This is a genomic window from Blautia sp. AF19-10LB, assembly GCF_003461245.1.
GTDB lineage: Bacteria > Bacillota > Clostridia > Lachnospirales > Lachnospiraceae > Blautia_A > Blautia_A intestinihominis.
Genome location: NZ_QTWS01000047.1, coordinates 1 through 17,266, shown reverse-complemented (window position 1 = coordinate 17,266; position 17,266 = coordinate 1). Strand labels below are relative to the sequence as shown.

Annotated in this window: 12 protein-coding genes; 1 reads left to right on the top strand and 11 read right to left on the bottom strand. The window is 42.3% G+C overall.

The window, feature by feature from the left end:
- Positions 1–44: 44 nt before the first annotated feature.
- The 6 genes from DWX28_RS17355 to gpr form a co-directional block, all read right to left on the bottom strand.
- Positions 45–707 carry a hypothetical protein gene (locus tag DWX28_RS17355; protein ID WP_118254284.1) on the bottom strand — a complete coding sequence of 221 codons (663 nt, stop codon included), beginning with the start codon at positions 705–707 and terminating at the stop codon, positions 45–47.
- Positions 700–1,134: a phage holin family protein gene (locus tag DWX28_RS17350; protein ID WP_118254281.1), complete on the bottom strand. Its 435-nt coding sequence runs from the start codon at positions 1,132–1,134 to the stop codon at positions 700–702. Before DWX28_RS17350 ends, DWX28_RS17355 begins: the two co-directional genes overlap by 8 nt.
- Before the next feature lie 84 nt (positions 1,135–1,218).
- A complete protein-coding gene (locus tag DWX28_RS17345) occupies positions 1,219–2,259 on the bottom strand; it encodes a hypothetical protein (protein WP_199611860.1) in 1,041 nt (346 codons plus the stop codon).
- Positions 2,260–2,305: 46 nt separating this feature from the next.
- Positions 2,306–8,905, bottom strand: coding sequence for a DNRLRE domain-containing protein (locus DWX28_RS17340; RefSeq protein WP_118254276.1), 6,600 nt, complete (start codon positions 8,903–8,905; stop codon positions 2,306–2,308).
- A gap of 190 nt (positions 8,906–9,095) precedes the next feature.
- On the bottom strand, positions 9,096–10,454 hold the full coding sequence (locus DWX28_RS17335; RefSeq protein ID WP_243002477.1) for a stage II sporulation protein P: 1,359 nt from the start codon (positions 10,452–10,454) through the stop codon (positions 9,096–9,098).
- Positions 10,455–10,556: 102 nt separating this feature from the next.
- A complete protein-coding gene (gene gpr / locus DWX28_RS17330; RefSeq protein ID WP_118254273.1) occupies positions 10,557–11,465 on the bottom strand; it encodes a GPR endopeptidase in 909 nt (302 codons plus the stop codon).
- Positions 11,466–11,818: 353 nt separating this feature from the next.
- On the opposite strand from gpr, the gene rpsT reads away from it, so the two are divergent.
- On the top strand, positions 11,819–12,097 hold the full coding sequence (rpsT, locus tag DWX28_RS17325) for a 30S ribosomal protein S20 (protein ID WP_070100264.1): 279 nt from the start codon (positions 11,819–11,821) through the stop codon (positions 12,095–12,097).
- Positions 12,098–12,256: 159 nt separating this feature from the next.
- Here the strand turns inward: rpsT and nadA are convergent, their stop codons facing one another.
- From nadA to DWX28_RS17300, 5 genes are all read right to left on the bottom strand, one after another.
- The gene (nadA, locus tag DWX28_RS17320; protein WP_118254270.1) at positions 12,257–13,174 is read right to left on the bottom strand and encodes a quinolinate synthase NadA; all 918 of its coding nucleotides are present in this window, start codon (positions 13,172–13,174) and stop codon (positions 12,257–12,259) included.
- Positions 13,171–13,722, bottom strand: a complete 552-nt coding sequence (locus tag DWX28_RS17315) for a transcription repressor NadR (RefSeq protein WP_022213355.1) — start codon at positions 13,720–13,722, stop codon at positions 13,171–13,173. The genes nadA and DWX28_RS17315 overlap by 4 nt, the downstream gene beginning before the upstream one ends.
- A gap of 14 nt (positions 13,723–13,736) precedes the next feature.
- A complete protein-coding gene (gene nadC, locus DWX28_RS17310) occupies positions 13,737–14,588 on the bottom strand; it encodes a carboxylating nicotinate-nucleotide diphosphorylase (RefSeq protein ID WP_022213356.1) in 852 nt (283 codons plus the stop codon).
- Positions 14,585–15,868, bottom strand: a complete 1,284-nt coding sequence (locus DWX28_RS17305) for an L-aspartate oxidase (RefSeq protein ID WP_118254268.1) — start codon at positions 15,866–15,868, stop codon at positions 14,585–14,587. The genes nadC and DWX28_RS17305 overlap by 4 nt, the downstream gene beginning before the upstream one ends.
- 203 nt (positions 15,869–16,071) lie before the next feature.
- Positions 16,072–17,007: an Rpn family recombination-promoting nuclease/putative transposase gene (locus tag DWX28_RS17300; protein WP_118254266.1), complete on the bottom strand. Its 936-nt coding sequence runs from the start codon at positions 17,005–17,007 to the stop codon at positions 16,072–16,074.
- Positions 17,008–17,266: the final 259 nt, after the last annotated feature.

Here is a 17,266-nt window from a genome sequence, read left to right as displayed (position 1 = left end):
TCCTACGCTTTCATCTCGGTAATTGAATTGCCGAGGATTCCCGCTTATTGTCCTAAAGTCAAAATGCTGCCACAGTGTTTTTTCAGAAGCGTTCCATACCAGTAATTCAGCCATTCCTGATATTCCTTTACACGCAAATTTTCCTGTTTCGTGTCTGCCTGATCTTCTGAAATCGTAGTATTGTCCTCTTTATAATCTATCAGGCAATACCCTTTTATTGATGAATCTCCGATCTGATATTTCTTGGTTTTTACAGTACCGCCGTTACTATCGCCATATAGTGCAGAAGTATTTCCTTCATTCGTATAAACATATCCATTCCTGACATCAATTACCCGTCCTATATGCGAATGTCGAAATACTATCAGTGAGCCAATTCCGGGACTTCTGGAAATTTTTCCTTTTCTCTCAAATGCATCATAGATCTCAAAACAGTTATAGGCACGATAACTGTTTCTGCTCATGCAAAAATGTTTTAATGCTGTCTCTACTCCAAATATCCTGGCTTCCAGCCAGAACTGATACGTCGCACACCAGGGTTGTCCCTGACATCCATCCAGTCCCCAGTTATTTACATCTCTTGCATATTTTGTATAGTTATTATATCCGGCATTCCCATGTGGATCATCCAGCATCGCAGCTGATGCTTTTTCCTGATACCCAATCTGCTGTTCTGCCAGTTTTAACAGTTCTTTCAGTCTAGCCATTTTCCTTCATCTTACTTTCTGCTGATGTTTTCAGGACATCCACTACTCTTTTAATTCCTTCCGGAAGCGGAATACCCATCAGTCCTGCATTTTCTACAATGGATAACGTTTCATTCGCAATAAATCCAACGCAGACCACATCCCGTGCATAATCAATTCCAAGAAGACTGTCCAATTGTGCTGCTATCAGCACATAAAATAATGTCATCGCCTTACGACAAAGTCCTTTCCATCCGGCTCTGCTTTCCAGTGCTCCGTTTGGGGACTTTGGACTTCTGCCAAATACTACCGGCAGAAGAATGCCACCTGTGATCCAGTCCACAATCATAAAAATCACCAACGTCTGTAAAGCTTTATCCCATCCGCCAAACAATGCTGCAAATGTACCACCCGCCAGTGCTGTGGCTGTAAAAATTTTATATTTCATGTTCCTTCACCTCATCTTTCGTATAAAAATCTCTTAAAAAAAGGTATAAAAATGGAAGCGGCAGGGAAACCGCCTCCGATTTTATCAACAATCATCTAATGGAATAAATTTTAATATTTCCATAAATTCTGTTTTCATTTCCTGATATTGCATATCCTGTACATTGTTTTTCATTTTTGGCATATATATCATATATTCATCTAATACAACTCCTATTAAAAAGCAATCTTCCTGACCTGCTTTTATTGATTTGCAAAAGATATTTTCAAATGTTTCAGATTTTTTTTGAACGCATATGACATACATAAGATAAGGATTTCCTAATGGTAGGTCACCTTTTCTCAAACCACTTCGGATTTTTTTGTACAAAAACTTGTTTAATTGTTCTATATATGTATTACTCAATATATCTACATACATCTGCACAAATATCCTGATTTTTTCCTGCTCTCTGTCTTCTTCAATTAGCATATGCACATTTTCTTTTAATTCACCTACACTTTCCCTATACTCCCAGCTACTTCCTCTGAATTGATTCCTAAAGCTTTTTTCCACTCTATAAATCCATTCTCTGTACGAAAGTTCTCTCGGATAGACCAATATCTCATATCCATCTTCTTGTTTTTCTCCCGGAATTATAATTTTTTTACGACATATTTTTTTCAGCTTTTCGCTTCTAGTGTTATTAATAACTCTAGTATAATATGTTAAAAACACCAAATTCACACAACTATTAACGCAAATCCAAACTGTAATTGCGATATAAATCCGTAATCTAGCATCTTCGTTCATGCCAAATATTCCATTCATATCTATATAACGAATATAAAAACCATTTAACAAGTTCAAGCATATCACACTAATCTGTATAATTGACACAATTTGGCAAAAATAAAAACCTTTCAAATTTGACATTTTTCTATATATATTTCTCTTATAATTTTTCCTGAAATGTCCTTTTACAAATAACGGATTTGAGGCATTCTCACGCATTGCAATTCGAGTATTTTCATCACTAAAAATATTCCCTCCCTTACTATACGGCCTAAGCATGTGTCTCTGACACCCTTTACAAATTATATCAATCGCCAATATAACTACTATGATTTCTTTTATTAACTCCAACACATCTTTTCACCTAATTCCTTTCAGATGAAGATTCGGGATAACATCATACGATCTTATATACACGCTTTACAATTGATTTGTCTTTTCCATAATACAAATGTGAATATATCGTAACTTTTCCATTATATCTCCGTTCTTCTCCTATAATCGGTCCCATATAACCAGAATATCCTTTTGAGACACCTCTTGAAGCCCCATTTCCTCTTACTGTCGAACTAGTCATATTATAAATTCCTCTTTTAGTTTTTCGTTTGAACTGATTTCCTGCAATTTCATTTAACTGCGTTCTTATATTTATGTCCTTTACTTCAGCATTACTACTAACTTTAAATTTCCATTTAGCTTCTATGCCTGCAAAGTCATTTCCTTTGCCACCAAAATATGCAAGAGCTCCACTAACTGTAGCCTGACACGCAATTTCCATACCATCATCTTCGTTCATAATTCCACTTATCACACTTGTTGCTACATTTGTGACAATTTGCCATCCTACCGTTGCAGCACTCGCACCTACTGCCATTACAATACCATCTAACGTAGCCTGTGCAACAGTTTTCATGTTCAACTCTTTTTTTTCAAATACTAACTGATAACCGAGAGAAATTCCAGCACCGACTGCTCCGGCCAATAACACCTGCCATATATTACCCTTACTATCGCTTCTTACAATTGGATTCTGGTTACAATAAATATAAAGATTTCTATTATGAAAAGTTTCTAATGATGCTTCCACTGTTGTTATTGCATCAGACCCAATAAACCTTCTCAACCCCGGGTCATAATACCGGTTTTTGAGATAGTACATTCCTGTTTCATTGTCGTAATAATAACCTCTGTAGCGGAATGGGTTCTGGATGCCTACGGTGTCTTTGAGGCTGCCGGTAATGCTTAACAGTTTTCCCCAACTGTCATAAACATAGTTTACTACAGTTTTTCCAGAATCGTCAACCAGTGCCACAATATCATTCTGAACATTTCTCACGTAGTAATAGTATTTTCCAGCAATAATTATTGCCACAAGATTTGCACCTGAATCATAAACATACCATGTAGTCCCTCCATTACAGGTTTCAGATGCAAGCAGATCTCCTGCCATATGATAATTTGTGATAACGCCATCCACCACTTTCTTCACTCTGGCACCGGTATGATCATAAAAATACTGAGCTTTTCTACCATTATCTACACAGGCAAGTTTACGTCCCATCGTCCATGTGTAAACAGTATCTCCCCTGGTAAGCATATTGCCGACTGCATCATAAGTCATGGCAGTACCATCCCAATTCAGGAGCTGGTCTTTCCATGTGCTACTGTATGTACCAGTTTCCTCGTGAACCGGAGTTTCCGGTAAGGTTCCCTCGGTGTACGCATATTCTTTTACAGATTTCAGATTGCCACCCTGATCGTATGCATAGACAATTGTTTTGTCCTGGCTCTGACTGTTTTCACGAATCAGCTGATTACGTTCATCATACTGGAAGGTGTCTTTTAAAATTTTCTCTGTCGAACCCTTATGTGGTACTCTTTGAATTTCCGTAATATTTCCGTTTCGATCATATTTATAACTGTAGCTGCATTCCTGTACATCCATTTCAGACGGTAATGCGTATTCTTTATTTTTCTCTGCATCTGGATATTTATATGTCATAGACATACTTGTATCACCGTTCTCCGCAGAAAAACTTTGTTTGGTTACTCTTCCAAGATTGTCATAATCTGTAGATCTGGTAAATTTACCTGCCACACGAACTTCTTTTTCTCGTCCATCCTTATCATAGGTATATCCTGTTGTCAGTTTTGCTCTGCCATCTGTATGGAACATTCTGATCATCTGATTATTTGCATCATAAGTATATTCATAGCATACGCCGCTTTCGTCACGTACACGCATCAGTCGGTCAAGGAAATCATAATCCAGTTCATAAGTTTTGCCAGATAAATGATTTGTCACCTTGCAAAGGTTTCCCTCTTTATTATAAATATAACTGTTCAGTCGCTGTTCTGATGATCCTGCTGGCTTCAGATAGCTTATAGAAAAACGATCCTGTGTGTCGTAAGTGTAGCGAATTTCATCGCCATTTGCATAAATTGTTTTCAGCAGCTTTCCATTCTGTGCTTCGTACTCATAAGAAATCACCTGATTACCTGCAATTGATGCAGCAGTAGTATTTCCAAACACATCATAGGTAAATCCATAATTGAATCCATTATGCTCAATCCCCGCAAGCCTGTCTTTTGTGTAGGTGTAGATGTTTTTTACCACCTGTTTTTTTCCATCAACCGTTACATTCTGAGAAACAGATATAAGACGTTCTGCCTTATCATAACCATAGGAAAGCTTGTTTCCTTCCCCATCCGTCAGTGAGCGGAGCAGATCTCTGGATGTATCCCATTCATACTGTACTTTATTTCCTTCTGCATCGGTCACAGCTGATACATGGTTCTTGTCAGCAGTAAAAGTACGTTCCACCCAGATGCCTTTCTCCGTTTCATCCGGCTTCACAACTCCGCTGCGTGTAATATTTCCTTTATCATCGTAGACAAGGCGGTTCAGAATTCCCATAGAAGATTTTCCACTGGTCACGTTATGTTTTTTGTCATATGTGTAAGTGTATTTGCTTCCCTTCGGATCTGTAATACCCGTCAGATCACTTCCGGCATTGTACTCAAATTTTGTTGTATTCTTCTGAGAATCTACCGCTGAAACCAGGTTGTTCTTATCATCGTATGTATAGGTCTGTCCAAACTCTTCACGGTAAAGAGACAGACCGTCAAAATACGCTGTATTTGCATTTTTACAATAGGTATAGGAAATTTTTACTTTGCTGTAGTCTTTCTTAGCGACATAAATATCACTCAGAAACTGCCAGTCCAGAATATCCGGGCTGAAATTGGTGTAGTGCACATCAGTTGTGTCATCTGCTGCCACAAAAACAACTTCGACACCAAATCGGCGATTCTTATCATTGTCTGTTTCCGGAAGACAGGTTCCCCTTCCCCATGCGTTTACCATGAAGGTATCGCCTTTCTTTCCTGTAAGATCCAGAACCTTTGTCAGTCGTTTGGATACTTTCGGCTCACCCATAAAGCGGAAAATATGTTTTTCCAGTCCTCCGACACCTTCTGTGACTGTTTCTGATGCCAGACGGTATACTGCCGGTTCCTGCTTTAATGTGCAATATCTGGATGGGACAAAGCAGAATCTTCCACCCCACTGAATTGCATACCATTTTGTACCTGATTTCGTCAGGACTCCTCGCAAAAGGATATTTTTCCCTTTTTCCAGAGTAGTAAGCACCTTACCGGAAAGTGAAGGAGAATCATACAGCTTATCCTCCTGTGACATTGTTCCTGATGGATAATTTCTGCATAAACGAATCACAGATTCTTCCTTCATGTATCCGGTATAGCGTTTTTTATCAATCTGCATTCCCAGATAGAGCCAGTTTTTTCCATCCGCATCTGTTTTTACAGAACGCACCGCCGCACATGTTCCTCTTGGAATTGCTTCTTCTACAATGCTTCCGCTGTCCGATGCTGAAGATCGTAAAACCGCACCGGAAACTCCAACCACTGCCGAATGGTCTCCTGTATTGCCTCCCAGATACGCAGTTGCATGACCACCATGAAGATATCCCCGCTTTCCTGCCGCAGTACGTACCTTGTACCAGTAGATATCTTCATTTTTCTCATAACAGAGTGCATACAGATGTGTACCTTTTGTCACTTCCACAACCTTTGTGCCGTTTAAGGATGGAGTTGCATAGACTGTACTCTTTGCAGCAGACACGACGATTGCACTCTGCACCGGAATAATATTAGAGGTTCCAACAGAAGTCAGTCCATCCTCAAAACTTCCTGTTTTTGTAAAACCAGATGTGGTTCCAAGATGGAAGTCTCCATTATCCACCAGATTGCAGCGGCTGACTGTACTTCCTGTTTCCAGCTGTGCCATATCGCCATATACTGTGCAGATCGTATGCATTGCCACCAGATAAACTCTCACAGAAGTTTTTACAATATCTGCCGGAAGTGTAAATGTTTTGTGCAGATGGATAAAATCTGTTGTTGTCGATTTCAGCTGTTCACTGTCTTCGTAATGCCATACATTATCCTTATCCTGATATCTTGCTCTCAGGAACACTGCACCATCTGATGCTCGATCCATTTTTGTAACTTTTACAAACATGGAAACGGTGTATGTCTGTCCTTTCAGAAGTGACACATCCTGATACCAGCATACAGATCCTGTCTTTGCCGTGCTCTCCAGTTTTAATGAGCGATTGCCAACTTTACATAACGCGGTATTCGTATTGATTTCGGTCTTTCCACTGCCATCTGAACTGATTTCTGTTTTCCAGCCACACGTTGCAGCCTGAATGATCGGATCTTTCAGAAGCTGAACAACATTTGTCTGTAACTTTGTTGCATTTTCCAGGCAATTCACATGATTTCCACTGCGGTTATATTTTCCACTGGCTGCATGTCCGAATCCATCATGAATGTGAATCAGGTTTCCGCTGTTGTTAAAACGGTATATTTCGCTTCGTTTTTTATTGTCTGTAAACTTCGTGCTGTTGTATCCATAAGTGAGAGACAGACTGTTTCCTTTCTGCGTTCCGGCATATTCTGTAATACTCTTTACACGATAAGGTTTTGTTCCGTAATAACCGTATTTTACAGAATATCCGTCAATATTATGAACTTCTGTCAGCATATGATTTCCATTGTAGACGTATTTTACTTTTTCGCCGTCAATATCTGTAATGCCTGTAAGATTGCCCCCACTATAAGCAAATATTTTTTTATTCCCGGAAGGTCCTGTGATCTGTGTCAGTGTGGTACGTTTTCCATTATTGTCTAACAGGTAATCAAGCGTTGTTTTTCTTCCAGCACCATCTGTAATAGAAATAATTCTCTGATCTGCCCAAAGTACGGACAATCTGTTCCCATTTTTATCCTGAACTTTTACCAGCCATCCATTACGGAAACGGAGCTGATTATCGTCTTTGTCATGAATTACAAGCTGCTCTGTTCCATCCGTGTGAATTGTGAGAGTCTGCTCCAGACCAGATTCGTCTTTCCATTTCTTCTCAGTAGAATCATAATAAAAATAATGAATCGTACCATCTCCGTCTGTATGTTTGTAATAATCAGTGCCTCCAATCTTTGTTTTTACCAGTGTCTGATGATAGTTCAGTGCAAATCCATATCCATATCCCAGATCTGTGGCACAGTTGTTACTGTTATACACATGCGAAAGTGCCATAGGCTCAAGGCTGCCTTCTGTGTTCATCGTGTCATGAATCATGATCAGATTTCCATTATAATCATTCACATGAACTGTCCCGGCTCTTCCCGCATCCTGACTGTGATAAGTCCAGTAATCTTCCAGACCAGAATAGTTCACATAAGAAATATCAATTCTCGGTCTCATATCCTGGTATCCATTGTCACAATCGGATGAAAGAAATTCTGTATATCCAGATAATTCATAATCGTCTTTCAGCATCAGACCATAGTTTCCACCATTCTGATACCAGTCTTTCACCATACGGGTGATATCCATGGTGATATATTTCTGTTTATCGCCTTTATAACAGCACAGATCTTCTATTGTTTCAGAGTACAGCGGCTTATTATACCAGTTAATAGAATTCGAGTTCCATGCATGAAGAACTTTATGTACTTCTACAGTACGTTCTTTGTTGTCCTCTGCCAGAGATACAAGCACCAGTCTGGCACTCACTACCATATCTCCGGTTTTCATTTCAGGAAGCTCAAAACGTATAAAGCTTCTCTGTACTTCATCTCCTCCCATCGTTTTCAGAATAATACTTTTCTGAAAATTATCCTCTTCATACAGAGAATCCACATGGGCATCATAGATTTCGGAAGCTTTCTTTGATGTAGTTGTTACCGGGTCGATCACAACTGGGTAGATACGTTCCTGGGCTTTCAACCACATCTGATTCGGGAGAAATGTAATGCGGCAAATATTCTCTTCCAGATTTTCTGATTTAAGAAGAATCGCTTCTGTTTTTTGTCCTGCTGCATCTCTCATGCATGGTGCATGGACACAAAATACTTCTTCTCCGTCTGTATCCAGAAAATGCACACAGTTATTTTCCAGAACAGGAGTTACTTCTGTCATCTGGTATAACATTGCGTATTCTTCTCTGACTGCTTCCGGGCTGTGAAGAATAATGTCTTCTTTAAGTCCTTCGCCATGCACTCTGCACTGCAGATCCGTGTTTTCAAAAATCCCCGGATATGTAACAAGATTATCTTCTGTTTTTTCAGCTTTAACAGAAGCCGCTGCACCTTCCATTCCCCATCGTAGAGCACAGGTGTCCATTGTAAGTGATGCCGTTGCTGCCGGTTCTGCACTGTCCATCAGCTGAATCGCCAGCTTGCCTTTATTATTGCAGAATTTTCTGGTTCCCGTTCCACCAGTGCTTCTTCCAAATGCAACTTCCTCTAATGTGTCATCCATTTCTTTCCAGTTTCCATCCTCATCTTCATAATGGACTGGTTCCATATAGATTTCTACTGTTCGGGAGTGATCCTGATTTTCGAACACCTTGCGGTTTGCTGTACGTTTCTCTTTTAATTCTGAGCGTGTAATTTTTTCTTTTGTCATTTGTATGTTCTTCTTTTATGTGTTTTAATTTTATATAGTGTAAATTTTCCGGAATTAATTTACATTTAAAATCATATACAAAGAACATACGTTTGTATATATCAAAACAGATTGCTTTGTTACCAGTTATGATACTTTTCACAAAAATAAGAACTACTACTGAAGCAACGAGAATGCGACGCACAGTTTTTCAATTTTGCAGTACGCGGTTCAGAATATCTGCGAAAGGTTCCATGGCGTTTTTTACTTCCTGGACGGTGTTGGTCTGGGCTCCGGCTTCGACGAGGACGGATCTTGGGCGCAGGTGGAGGTTGTAACGGTATCCGGCGAGGTAGATACCTCTGTAAAAATCTGGATAATACTGTGCCGCCTGGTATTCCATCTGGAATGAAAACGCCAGGTTGTCCTGAATATATGGATTTGGCAGATAATCAAGGTTTCCTCTCGCGGTCGTATAACTCAAGCCATTGTAAAACATGATCTGCGCAGTCGGTTTTCCGTTGATCTCAGTCACAAGATGCCGGTTCTCTGGCACGCCGTCACGATGAAGGTCTATCACGACTTCTATCGAAGGATTTTCTTCCAGAATCATTTCCAGATACGGTCCCGCATAATCATAGGCGGCACTGCGGTCCAGCTCGCCGCTTTCCATATCGAAGGCTTCTGTCACGTGAATCACCTGATATCCGTAGTTTTTAGCCAGTAGTTCTGTCAGGTAATTTCCCACACCGATGATCGTATCTTCAACCGCGCCTTCTCTTGAATCCGCAAAAGCTTCCTGCGAATGTGTATGATAGAGCAAAATCTGCGGTTTCGCGGCATCTTTCTGTATGGTCAGGTCTTCTCCGAGAAGTTCTGCCGCGTTTAACTGATCTGCATTTGTGGTGGTCTGCGAATCCACGATAAAAAACTGGTTCATAAGATAATTGTAATCTGCGAGGGTCTGCGGTGAGAGGTCGATGCGCGGTGCAGGCTGTATATTATTCGAAGCCAGGATGGTCTGCGTTACTTCCGGTATGACAGTGGCAGGTTTGTCCTGCTGAGATTTATCTGTTTCTTTTTCAGAATCTTTTTCTGTCTGTTTTATATTTTCATCTTCAGAAGGCTCTTTTTGCTGCTGTTTATCCTCTTCTTTTGTCTTTATTTCTGTCTGTGCCTGTCCCGGTTCTGCCTCCGCTGTAACTGTCGACTCTGTTTTCTTCACACCTTCTGTCGTCTCTGTTGGCTCCACATCTTCTGTTTTTCTCTCTACATCTTCAGCCTGTCCCACAGAATTCTCCGCCACGGCTTTCTCCTGCTCGTCCCGCACCTCTTCATTCTCTTTTTCCACCATCGCGCCGAGAGATTCCGTATGGTTTTCCACAATCTTCGCATACGTATCGGGGTCTTTCCGCTGGAAATCACGGGCAGCTTTCCGCTCAAGAAATCGAAACAGCGGCAGCTGCCTGTACACATTTTTCTGCAGGATAAAAGAACCCGGCATCACTGCCAGCACAGCAAAAAAAGCCAGACACATGAGAGTACAGATCGTCTTCCGGGTCCTTGTCACAGAATCACCTCTTTCAAGGTATCCTATGATAAAAACCCCGGAATTATGCCCGTTCCTGTTACTGTTCCTACCATTTACAGAATCCACTTCCACTGCATGCGATCACACTTCAGAAAAAGCGATATTCAGCCCTTCTGAGATCGTAAAGCTCAGATATTTCACCGTCTCGTCCACATCCTTCGGTGTCACAAACATACTGTAAAGATTCGGTGCGATCATCTCCTCCAGAAATTCCTTCTGCTCCGTTTCCTCCAATGCATCCAGAAGGTGCTCCATTGAATCATGCACGATCGTCGCCGCATCCACAACTGTCGGCACGCCGATCCCGATCACTTTCACCTGAAGATTTTCTTCCGTGAGACCATTCCTGTGATTTCCTACTCCGGATCCCGGGTGGATTCCCGTATCTGTGATCTGGATCGTCCGGTTCAGTCTTCGCACACTCCGCGCTGCAAGTGCATCGATTGCAACCACCACATCCGGTTTCGTCTCTGAAACAACGCCCTGCACGATCTCTGCCGTCTCCATTCCTGTCTGCGCCATAACACCCGGCACGATTCCGCTGACGCAGTGTATTTTTTCCTGCCCGATCCCGCGAAGCCCGTACTCCCTGATAAGATGCCGTGTCATATGAAGATTCTCAATCACATGCGGTCCCAGTGCATCTGCTGTGATCGCTGCGTTTCCAAGCCCCACCACGAGAATTGATTTTTCCTTTTCCAGATCGATCAGTTCCCTCAGATGCCGTGAGATCTCCTGTGAAATTTCTCTGTGATAATCCTCATCCGCATTTGAAAGATCCGGAGCTTCTATTGTAATATAATTTCCTTGCGGACGCCCCATGGACTTCGCCCCGTTTTCTGTAACGATCTTCACGACCGTTGTCCGGATGTCTTTTTCCTCATCGTAGTCTTCCTGGATCTCCACACCCCGGATCTCCGTATTTTCCTGTGCAAACCGCTCCGTTGTTTCCAGTGCAAGGTCTGTTCGAATCCTTCTGCTGCCAGCCATATCGTATCCTCCTGATGCTGTATGATTTGATTACTGTTCTCCCCATTCACAGTAACCTGGTCAAAATCCCTTCCAGATCACCTGCAATGCCAGGATTTTGCCTTGTATATCGTGCATAACTGTGAAAGTACTGAACCATCACTATTACTTTTTGTAATTCCCGGAATAATTATGTACAAAAAACCAAGGATAAATCTGGTCAGACTTTCAAAGTTGCTATATTCTGTCATTTTTTTGACATTTATGGATTTTCCTATTGACAATCCAGGATAAATATAATAATATATATAAGCATGTTTACAGGAACGCCCGTGTCTGTTTCTGTGACAACGACACATTATTATAAATCTGAAATGGAGGTGTACCAATTGGCTAACATCAAATCTGCAAAGAAAAGAATTTTAGTAAACAGAACTAAAGCTGCTAGAAACAAATCTATCCGTTCTGCTGTTAAAACTTCCATCAAGAAAGTAGAAACTGCAGTTCAGAAAAACGATAAAGCTGCTGCACAGGCTGCTCTTACAGAGGCTATCTCTACAATCAGCAAAGCAACATCTAAAGGTGTTTATCACAAAAACAACTGTGCAAGAAAGATTTCCCGTCTGTCTAAAGCTGTCAACAGCATTGGCTAATTCAGGAAATTACAGTTTTTAATTATAAGCTTATAATTAAAAGGACAGTCACAAACCGTCAGTGACTGTCTTTTTTTATTTCTATAATAAAAAAACTGCCGCGCGCACCATGATACCGACTATAGTATCTGCGAATGGCAGTTTATTATTCTCTCTTTATCAGCCTCCAAGCTCCACCATGCGGTGAATGCAGCGGCCGGCTCCTTCTATTACGTTTTCTGGAAGTTCGATCACTTCTCCGCCTGTTCCTTTGAGGCAGTTGTAAATATCCATCAGAGTGGTGATCTTCATGTTCATACAGGTCAGCATGACAGACAGTGGATAAAATTTCTTATCCGGGCATTCGAACTGTAAATGTTCTACGATGCTGTTCTCTGTTCCGATGATGAATTCTTTGTTCGGAGATTTTTTTGCAAAATCCATGATTCCTGTTGTGGAACCAACGTAGTCGGCTTTCTCTACGACTTCTTCACGGCATTCCGGATGTACCAGAAGAAGTGCGTCCGGATGTGCCTGTTTTGCTTTTTCGACATCTTTGGCACTGACTACGATATGTCTTGGACATCCACCTTTGTAGAATGCGAATGTTTTCTCCGGGAGTTTCTCAGCTACGAAGCGTCCGAGGTTCGGGTCCGGGATAAAAAGGATCTTGTCGTTTTCCAGTTTGCTGCAGATCTGGACTGCGGAAGAAGAAGTCACGCACACGTCGCACTCTGTCTTGAGTTCAGAAGTTGTGTTAATGTAGGCAACAACTGCATGATCCGGATACTCTGCCTTGAGTTTGCGAAGGCCTTCCAGGTCAAGCTGCTCTGCCATTGGACATCCTGCAACCGGGTTTGCAAGCCAGACTTTTTTGTCCGGGCTTAATACCTTACAGGTTTCTGCCATAAAACGCACACCGCACATGATCACGCCGCTGCAGTCGCTCTTTGCAGCCTGCACGCTGAGTCCGTAGGAGTCTCCCATATAATCTGCAACTTCCAGGATCTCCTGTCCCTGATAAGCATGTGCAAGGATGCAGACATCCTGCTCTTTTTTCATACGCAGGATCTCCTGCTGAATTTCTTTGATCCTCATAACTTTATCTTTCCTTTCCCTGTAGTCTGTTCCCAGGGCTGAAGTGGTGCAAGGAATCCCGCTTCTCCCAGTTGTTTCTCGATCAGATCAAGTCTTTCCTCACTGGATGCCTCGATCAGATGGTAATGATATCCGGATGTGGCACTGGAAAGTACCGTTGAACGGCTGTTCCTGAGTGCCTCTGCAAATTCATTTACATCCTGTCTGGAACGGATATCCATCTCAGCCGTAACTCGTCCGTAAACACGGTGGCTGATGCTTATATTTTTGACATGACCGCCACAGTCCACGATCAGATTCAGCTCCTCCGCTGCTTTGTCCTGACTGTGGCGTACCTTGAATTCTCTTGTAAAACTACTGTCCTGCTGTATCACATATCCTTTTGTTGTAGAGAGGATTCCTGGCGTAGATGCCCGAATCACTGCCAGATCCTGTACAATGACCTGACGGCTGACCCCAAATCTGCCTGCCAGTTCTCTCGCTGCCACCGGGGCATCCGCATTGTGGAGGATCTTAAGGATTTCTCCACGTCTTTCCGCGGTGTTCATAAGATTCCCTCCTCTCACACTGCATGAAGATTCTTCATGGAAATGTCAAGGATCGGTGCGGAATGTGTCAGGGCACCGCTGGAAACAAAATCAACGCCGATCTCGCGGATCTTCTGGATATTTTCTTTTGTGATATTTCCGGAACACTCTGTCTGTGCTCTTCCGTCGATCAGTTCAACTGCCTGTTTCATTACTTCCGGTGTCATGTTGTCAAGCATGATGATGTCTGCTCCTGCCTCTACTGCTTCTTTAACCTGATCCAGAGTCTCTACCTCGATCTCGATCTTGCGGACAAACGGTGCGTAAGCTTTTGCCATCTGAACGGCTTTTGTGACACTTCCTGCTGCTCCGATGTGGTTGTCTTTAAGAAGGACTCCATCAGAAAGATTATATCTGTGATTACAGCCGCCTCCGACTCTTACTGCGTATTTCTCAAATACACGGCAGTTTGGTGTGGTCTTACGGGTATCAAGAAGAGTTACATTGCTTCCCTCGAGAAGTTTTGCAACCTGTCTGGTGTAGGTCGCGATACCGCTCATTCTCTGAAGGTAGTTGAGTGCTACTCTCTCTCCGGAAAGGAGAACACGGATGTCACCTGTTACCGTTGCCATCAGATCACCTTTTTTGACTTCATCACCGTCTTTGCAGTGAAAATCGATCTCTGTTTTTTCGTCAAGGATTGTAAATACTCTTGCGTAAATGTCAAGACCTGCTACAACACCATCTTCTTTTGCGATAAGGTCTACGGTTCCCTTAGTTGCAGTCGGCATAACTGCGTTTGTGGAAACGTCCTCGCTTGTGATATCTTCCTGTAATGCCATGCGGATCAGCTGATCTGCCTGCATTTTCATTGTAATTTCGTTCATGCTCTTTTCATCCTTTCGATTTCATTCCATACCATTTTGTGATAGCCGTCGAGGATCGCATCGCGGTCTTCGTACATGCTGGTATCTATTGTATTGACCGGGCATTTTTCCGGTTTTCCTGCAAATATAATATCATCTGCTGCCCTTCTTGCAAAGACCAGAGATTCCAGAAGTGAGTTGCTTGCCAGTCGGTTCTTGCCGTGAACGCCGTTGCAGCTTGTCTCACCGCAGGCATAAAGCCCCTTCATGGAGGTGCGGCTTCCGAGGTCTGCCTGGATTCCTCCCATGAAGTAATGCTGTGCCGGAACTACCGGAATCGGCTCTTTGCGTGGGTCAAAGCCCTCTTCCATGCATCTGTGGAAAATATTCGGGAAGTGTTTCAGGATCGTTTCTTCGCCGAGAGGACGCATGTCTTCCCAGACAAATTCTGTGTCGTCTTTCTCCATCTGTGCGAAGATTGCCTGGCTTAAGAGGTCACGTGGCTGAAGTTCTTCTGTGAATCGCTGTCCGTTCTTATCGTACAGGAGTGCTCCCTCGCCTCTTACAGATTCGGAGATCAGGAAGCGTCTGCCTGGTTTGTGGGAATACAGGGTTGTCGGGTGGATCTGCACGTAATCCAGATGTTCGAGTACTACCTGATGTTTCATTGCGATTCCGAGACCGTCACCGGCGATGTGCGGGAAGTTGGTGGAGTTTTTGTAAAGTCCGCCGAGACCGCCGCAGGCAAGGACTACATATGGAGAGCGGACCGGATATACGTTATTCTTCTCATCCATGATGATAACACCGCCGCAGATGTTGTCCTTTGCGATCAGATCGACCATGGTCATGTATTCGCAGATCTCGATGTTGTCCCTAGTCTGGGCTTCGCTCAAGAGTGTCTGAGTGATCTGTTTGCCTGTGACATCCTCGTAAAAAAGGATTCGTGGCTGTGAGTGTGCGCCTTCTCTGGTGAATGCGAGTTCGCCATTTGCATCACGTTCGAAGGTGACATTGTGGCGGATGAGATCGCGGATGATGCTGTTGGAACTGCGGATCATGAGGTCTACGGCTTTTTTGTTGTTTTCGTAATGGCCTGCACGCATGGTGTCTTCAAAATAGTTGTCATAGTCTTCTTCTCCGCGGAGCATGCAGATTCCGCCCTGTGCAAGAAAGGAATCAGACTGGTCTGCCTGTTGCTTTGTGATCATCAGAACTTTCATCCTGGAAGGCAGATTCAGAGCGCAGTAAAGCCCTGCGGCTCCGGTTCCTACTATTATGGCGTCGTAATATTCTTTCATTTCTTTATCCTCTTGCCGGATAATCCGGACTTTCCTTTTATCATTTCCGCCAGTATACCACCAGACATGATAGGTGTCAAGACACCTGTGTATATTGTCATAGACATCAACAAGACGAATAATATGATTTATCAAAAAAGCTGGTCAGATTTCACTTCTAACCAGCTTCATAAACATATGATTTACTTTTTCTTTACTATACCTCAAACCTCTTCCAACATTTTCTTCAGTTCACAGACTTCATAACCTGTATACTGTGCTATCTTCTCAAATGGCTCTCCTGCATTAAACATCTGACGTACTATTTCTTTTTTTCCAATATCATAGCCGCTTCCATAACCCGTGTCATATCCTATATTATATCCTGCCTCATACTCTGCCTTCCGGAGTTTCTTTTCTTCCTCTTCTTTGTCATATTCGAATATACTCATCGCGATAACCTCCGATTTATGCTTTCGAAGGAATTCTGCAAGGATTCCATTTTGAATACAATCGTTTACTGCCTGTTCTACGGCAGTGTTCAGTTCAGTGGTCCTTGCGTATTCCCGCACTTTTGTTACGTATTGTGCATATTCTCTCAGTGTATGACACTGTTCCATCAGATCTTTATTATGTCCTTCGTTGATATTCAGCGTCAGTACCTTCAGTTCCAGTTTTGGATCTGTGGTTGGTGTTTCGTAGGCTTCTGACAGAGTATTTTCCCATCTGTCGGCTTTTTTCTCCGTCCCGTTGTAAAACACGATGAAATTCGGTGCCGGGATTTTTTGCTGTGTTGACGAATACAGAGATTTATGATCTCCCAATTTCTGGTACTCACTTGATATGTAAAATAAATCTCTTAACGGCATGTTGGGGTTATAGGTTGACTGGTGCTCATACAAAAATAAACTTGTATCAATAATAAACGCCAGGTCATTCTTCATTCCCATATAAATCGCATTCTCAAGTGTCACAATCTCCAGATCATCTGCATTCTCATACGCTGTTCCATTAATTGCATTATACAGAGATAACAGATTCTTACGATCCGAAAACAGCATCCGGAACACCGTATCTTTGTACTTCCTGTTCGCTGTCAGTGTAATTTCCGTTTTTCTGATCTTCTTTGCAGTTACTTTCCGGTTCTTTCTTTTTGCCATAGGCAGTACCTCCTGTTATACACAGGAATCCAAGAACGTATCGTGCTATTTTCATCACCACTTCGAACCCCTGCTTTCTGAATTTAATTGGATTTAAAAGCATGGATTTCTGAAATGATTTTAGAAAATAAATAGACGGCAAAAATGCCCTGAACTTTTGAGAAATATGCTTTGTTTTATATTAGCATCCTTTTCGTCTTCAGTGAATCAACAACTCTATCCTCACACGACTGAAGTCGCGTGCTTCCGGACGCTTTAG

What these genes read in the sequence shown, in the direction of transcription:
- gpr (WP_118254273.1), bottom strand. Translation starts at nt 11,465, where the DNA reads ATGGCTGGCAGCAGAAGGATTCGAACAGACCTTGCACTGGAAACAACG.
- DWX28_RS17315 (WP_022213355.1), bottom strand. Translation starts at nt 13,722, where the DNA reads ATGAACACCGCGGAAAGACGTGGAGAAATCCTTAAGATCCTCCACAAT.
- DWX28_RS17355 (WP_118254284.1), bottom strand. Translation starts at nt 707, where the DNA reads ATGGCTAGACTGAAAGAACTGTTAAAACTGGCAGAACAGCAGATTGGG.
- DWX28_RS17305 (WP_118254268.1), bottom strand. Translation starts at nt 15,868, where the DNA reads ATGAAAGAATATTACGACGCCATAATAGTAGGAACCGGAGCCGCAGGG.
- DWX28_RS17350 (WP_118254281.1), bottom strand. Translation starts at nt 1,134, where the DNA reads ATGAAATATAAAATTTTTACAGCCACAGCACTGGCGGGTGGTACATTT.
- nadC (WP_022213356.1), bottom strand. Translation starts at nt 14,588, where the DNA reads ATGAACGAAATTACAATGAAAATGCAGGCAGATCAGCTGATCCGCATG.
- DWX28_RS17300 (WP_118254266.1), bottom strand. Translation starts at nt 17,007, where the DNA reads ATGGCAAAAAGAAAGAACCGGAAAGTAACTGCAAAGAAGATCAGAAAA.
- DWX28_RS17340 (WP_118254276.1), bottom strand. Translation starts at nt 8,905, where the DNA reads ATGACAAAAGAAAAAATTACACGCTCAGAATTAAAAGAGAAACGTACA.
- nadA (WP_118254270.1), bottom strand. Translation starts at nt 13,174, where the DNA reads ATGAGGATCAAAGAAATTCAGCAGGAGATCCTGCGTATGAAAAAAGAG.
- rpsT (WP_070100264.1), top strand. Translation starts at nt 11,819, where the DNA reads ATGGAGGTGTACCAATTGGCTAACATCAAATCTGCAAAGAAAAGAATT.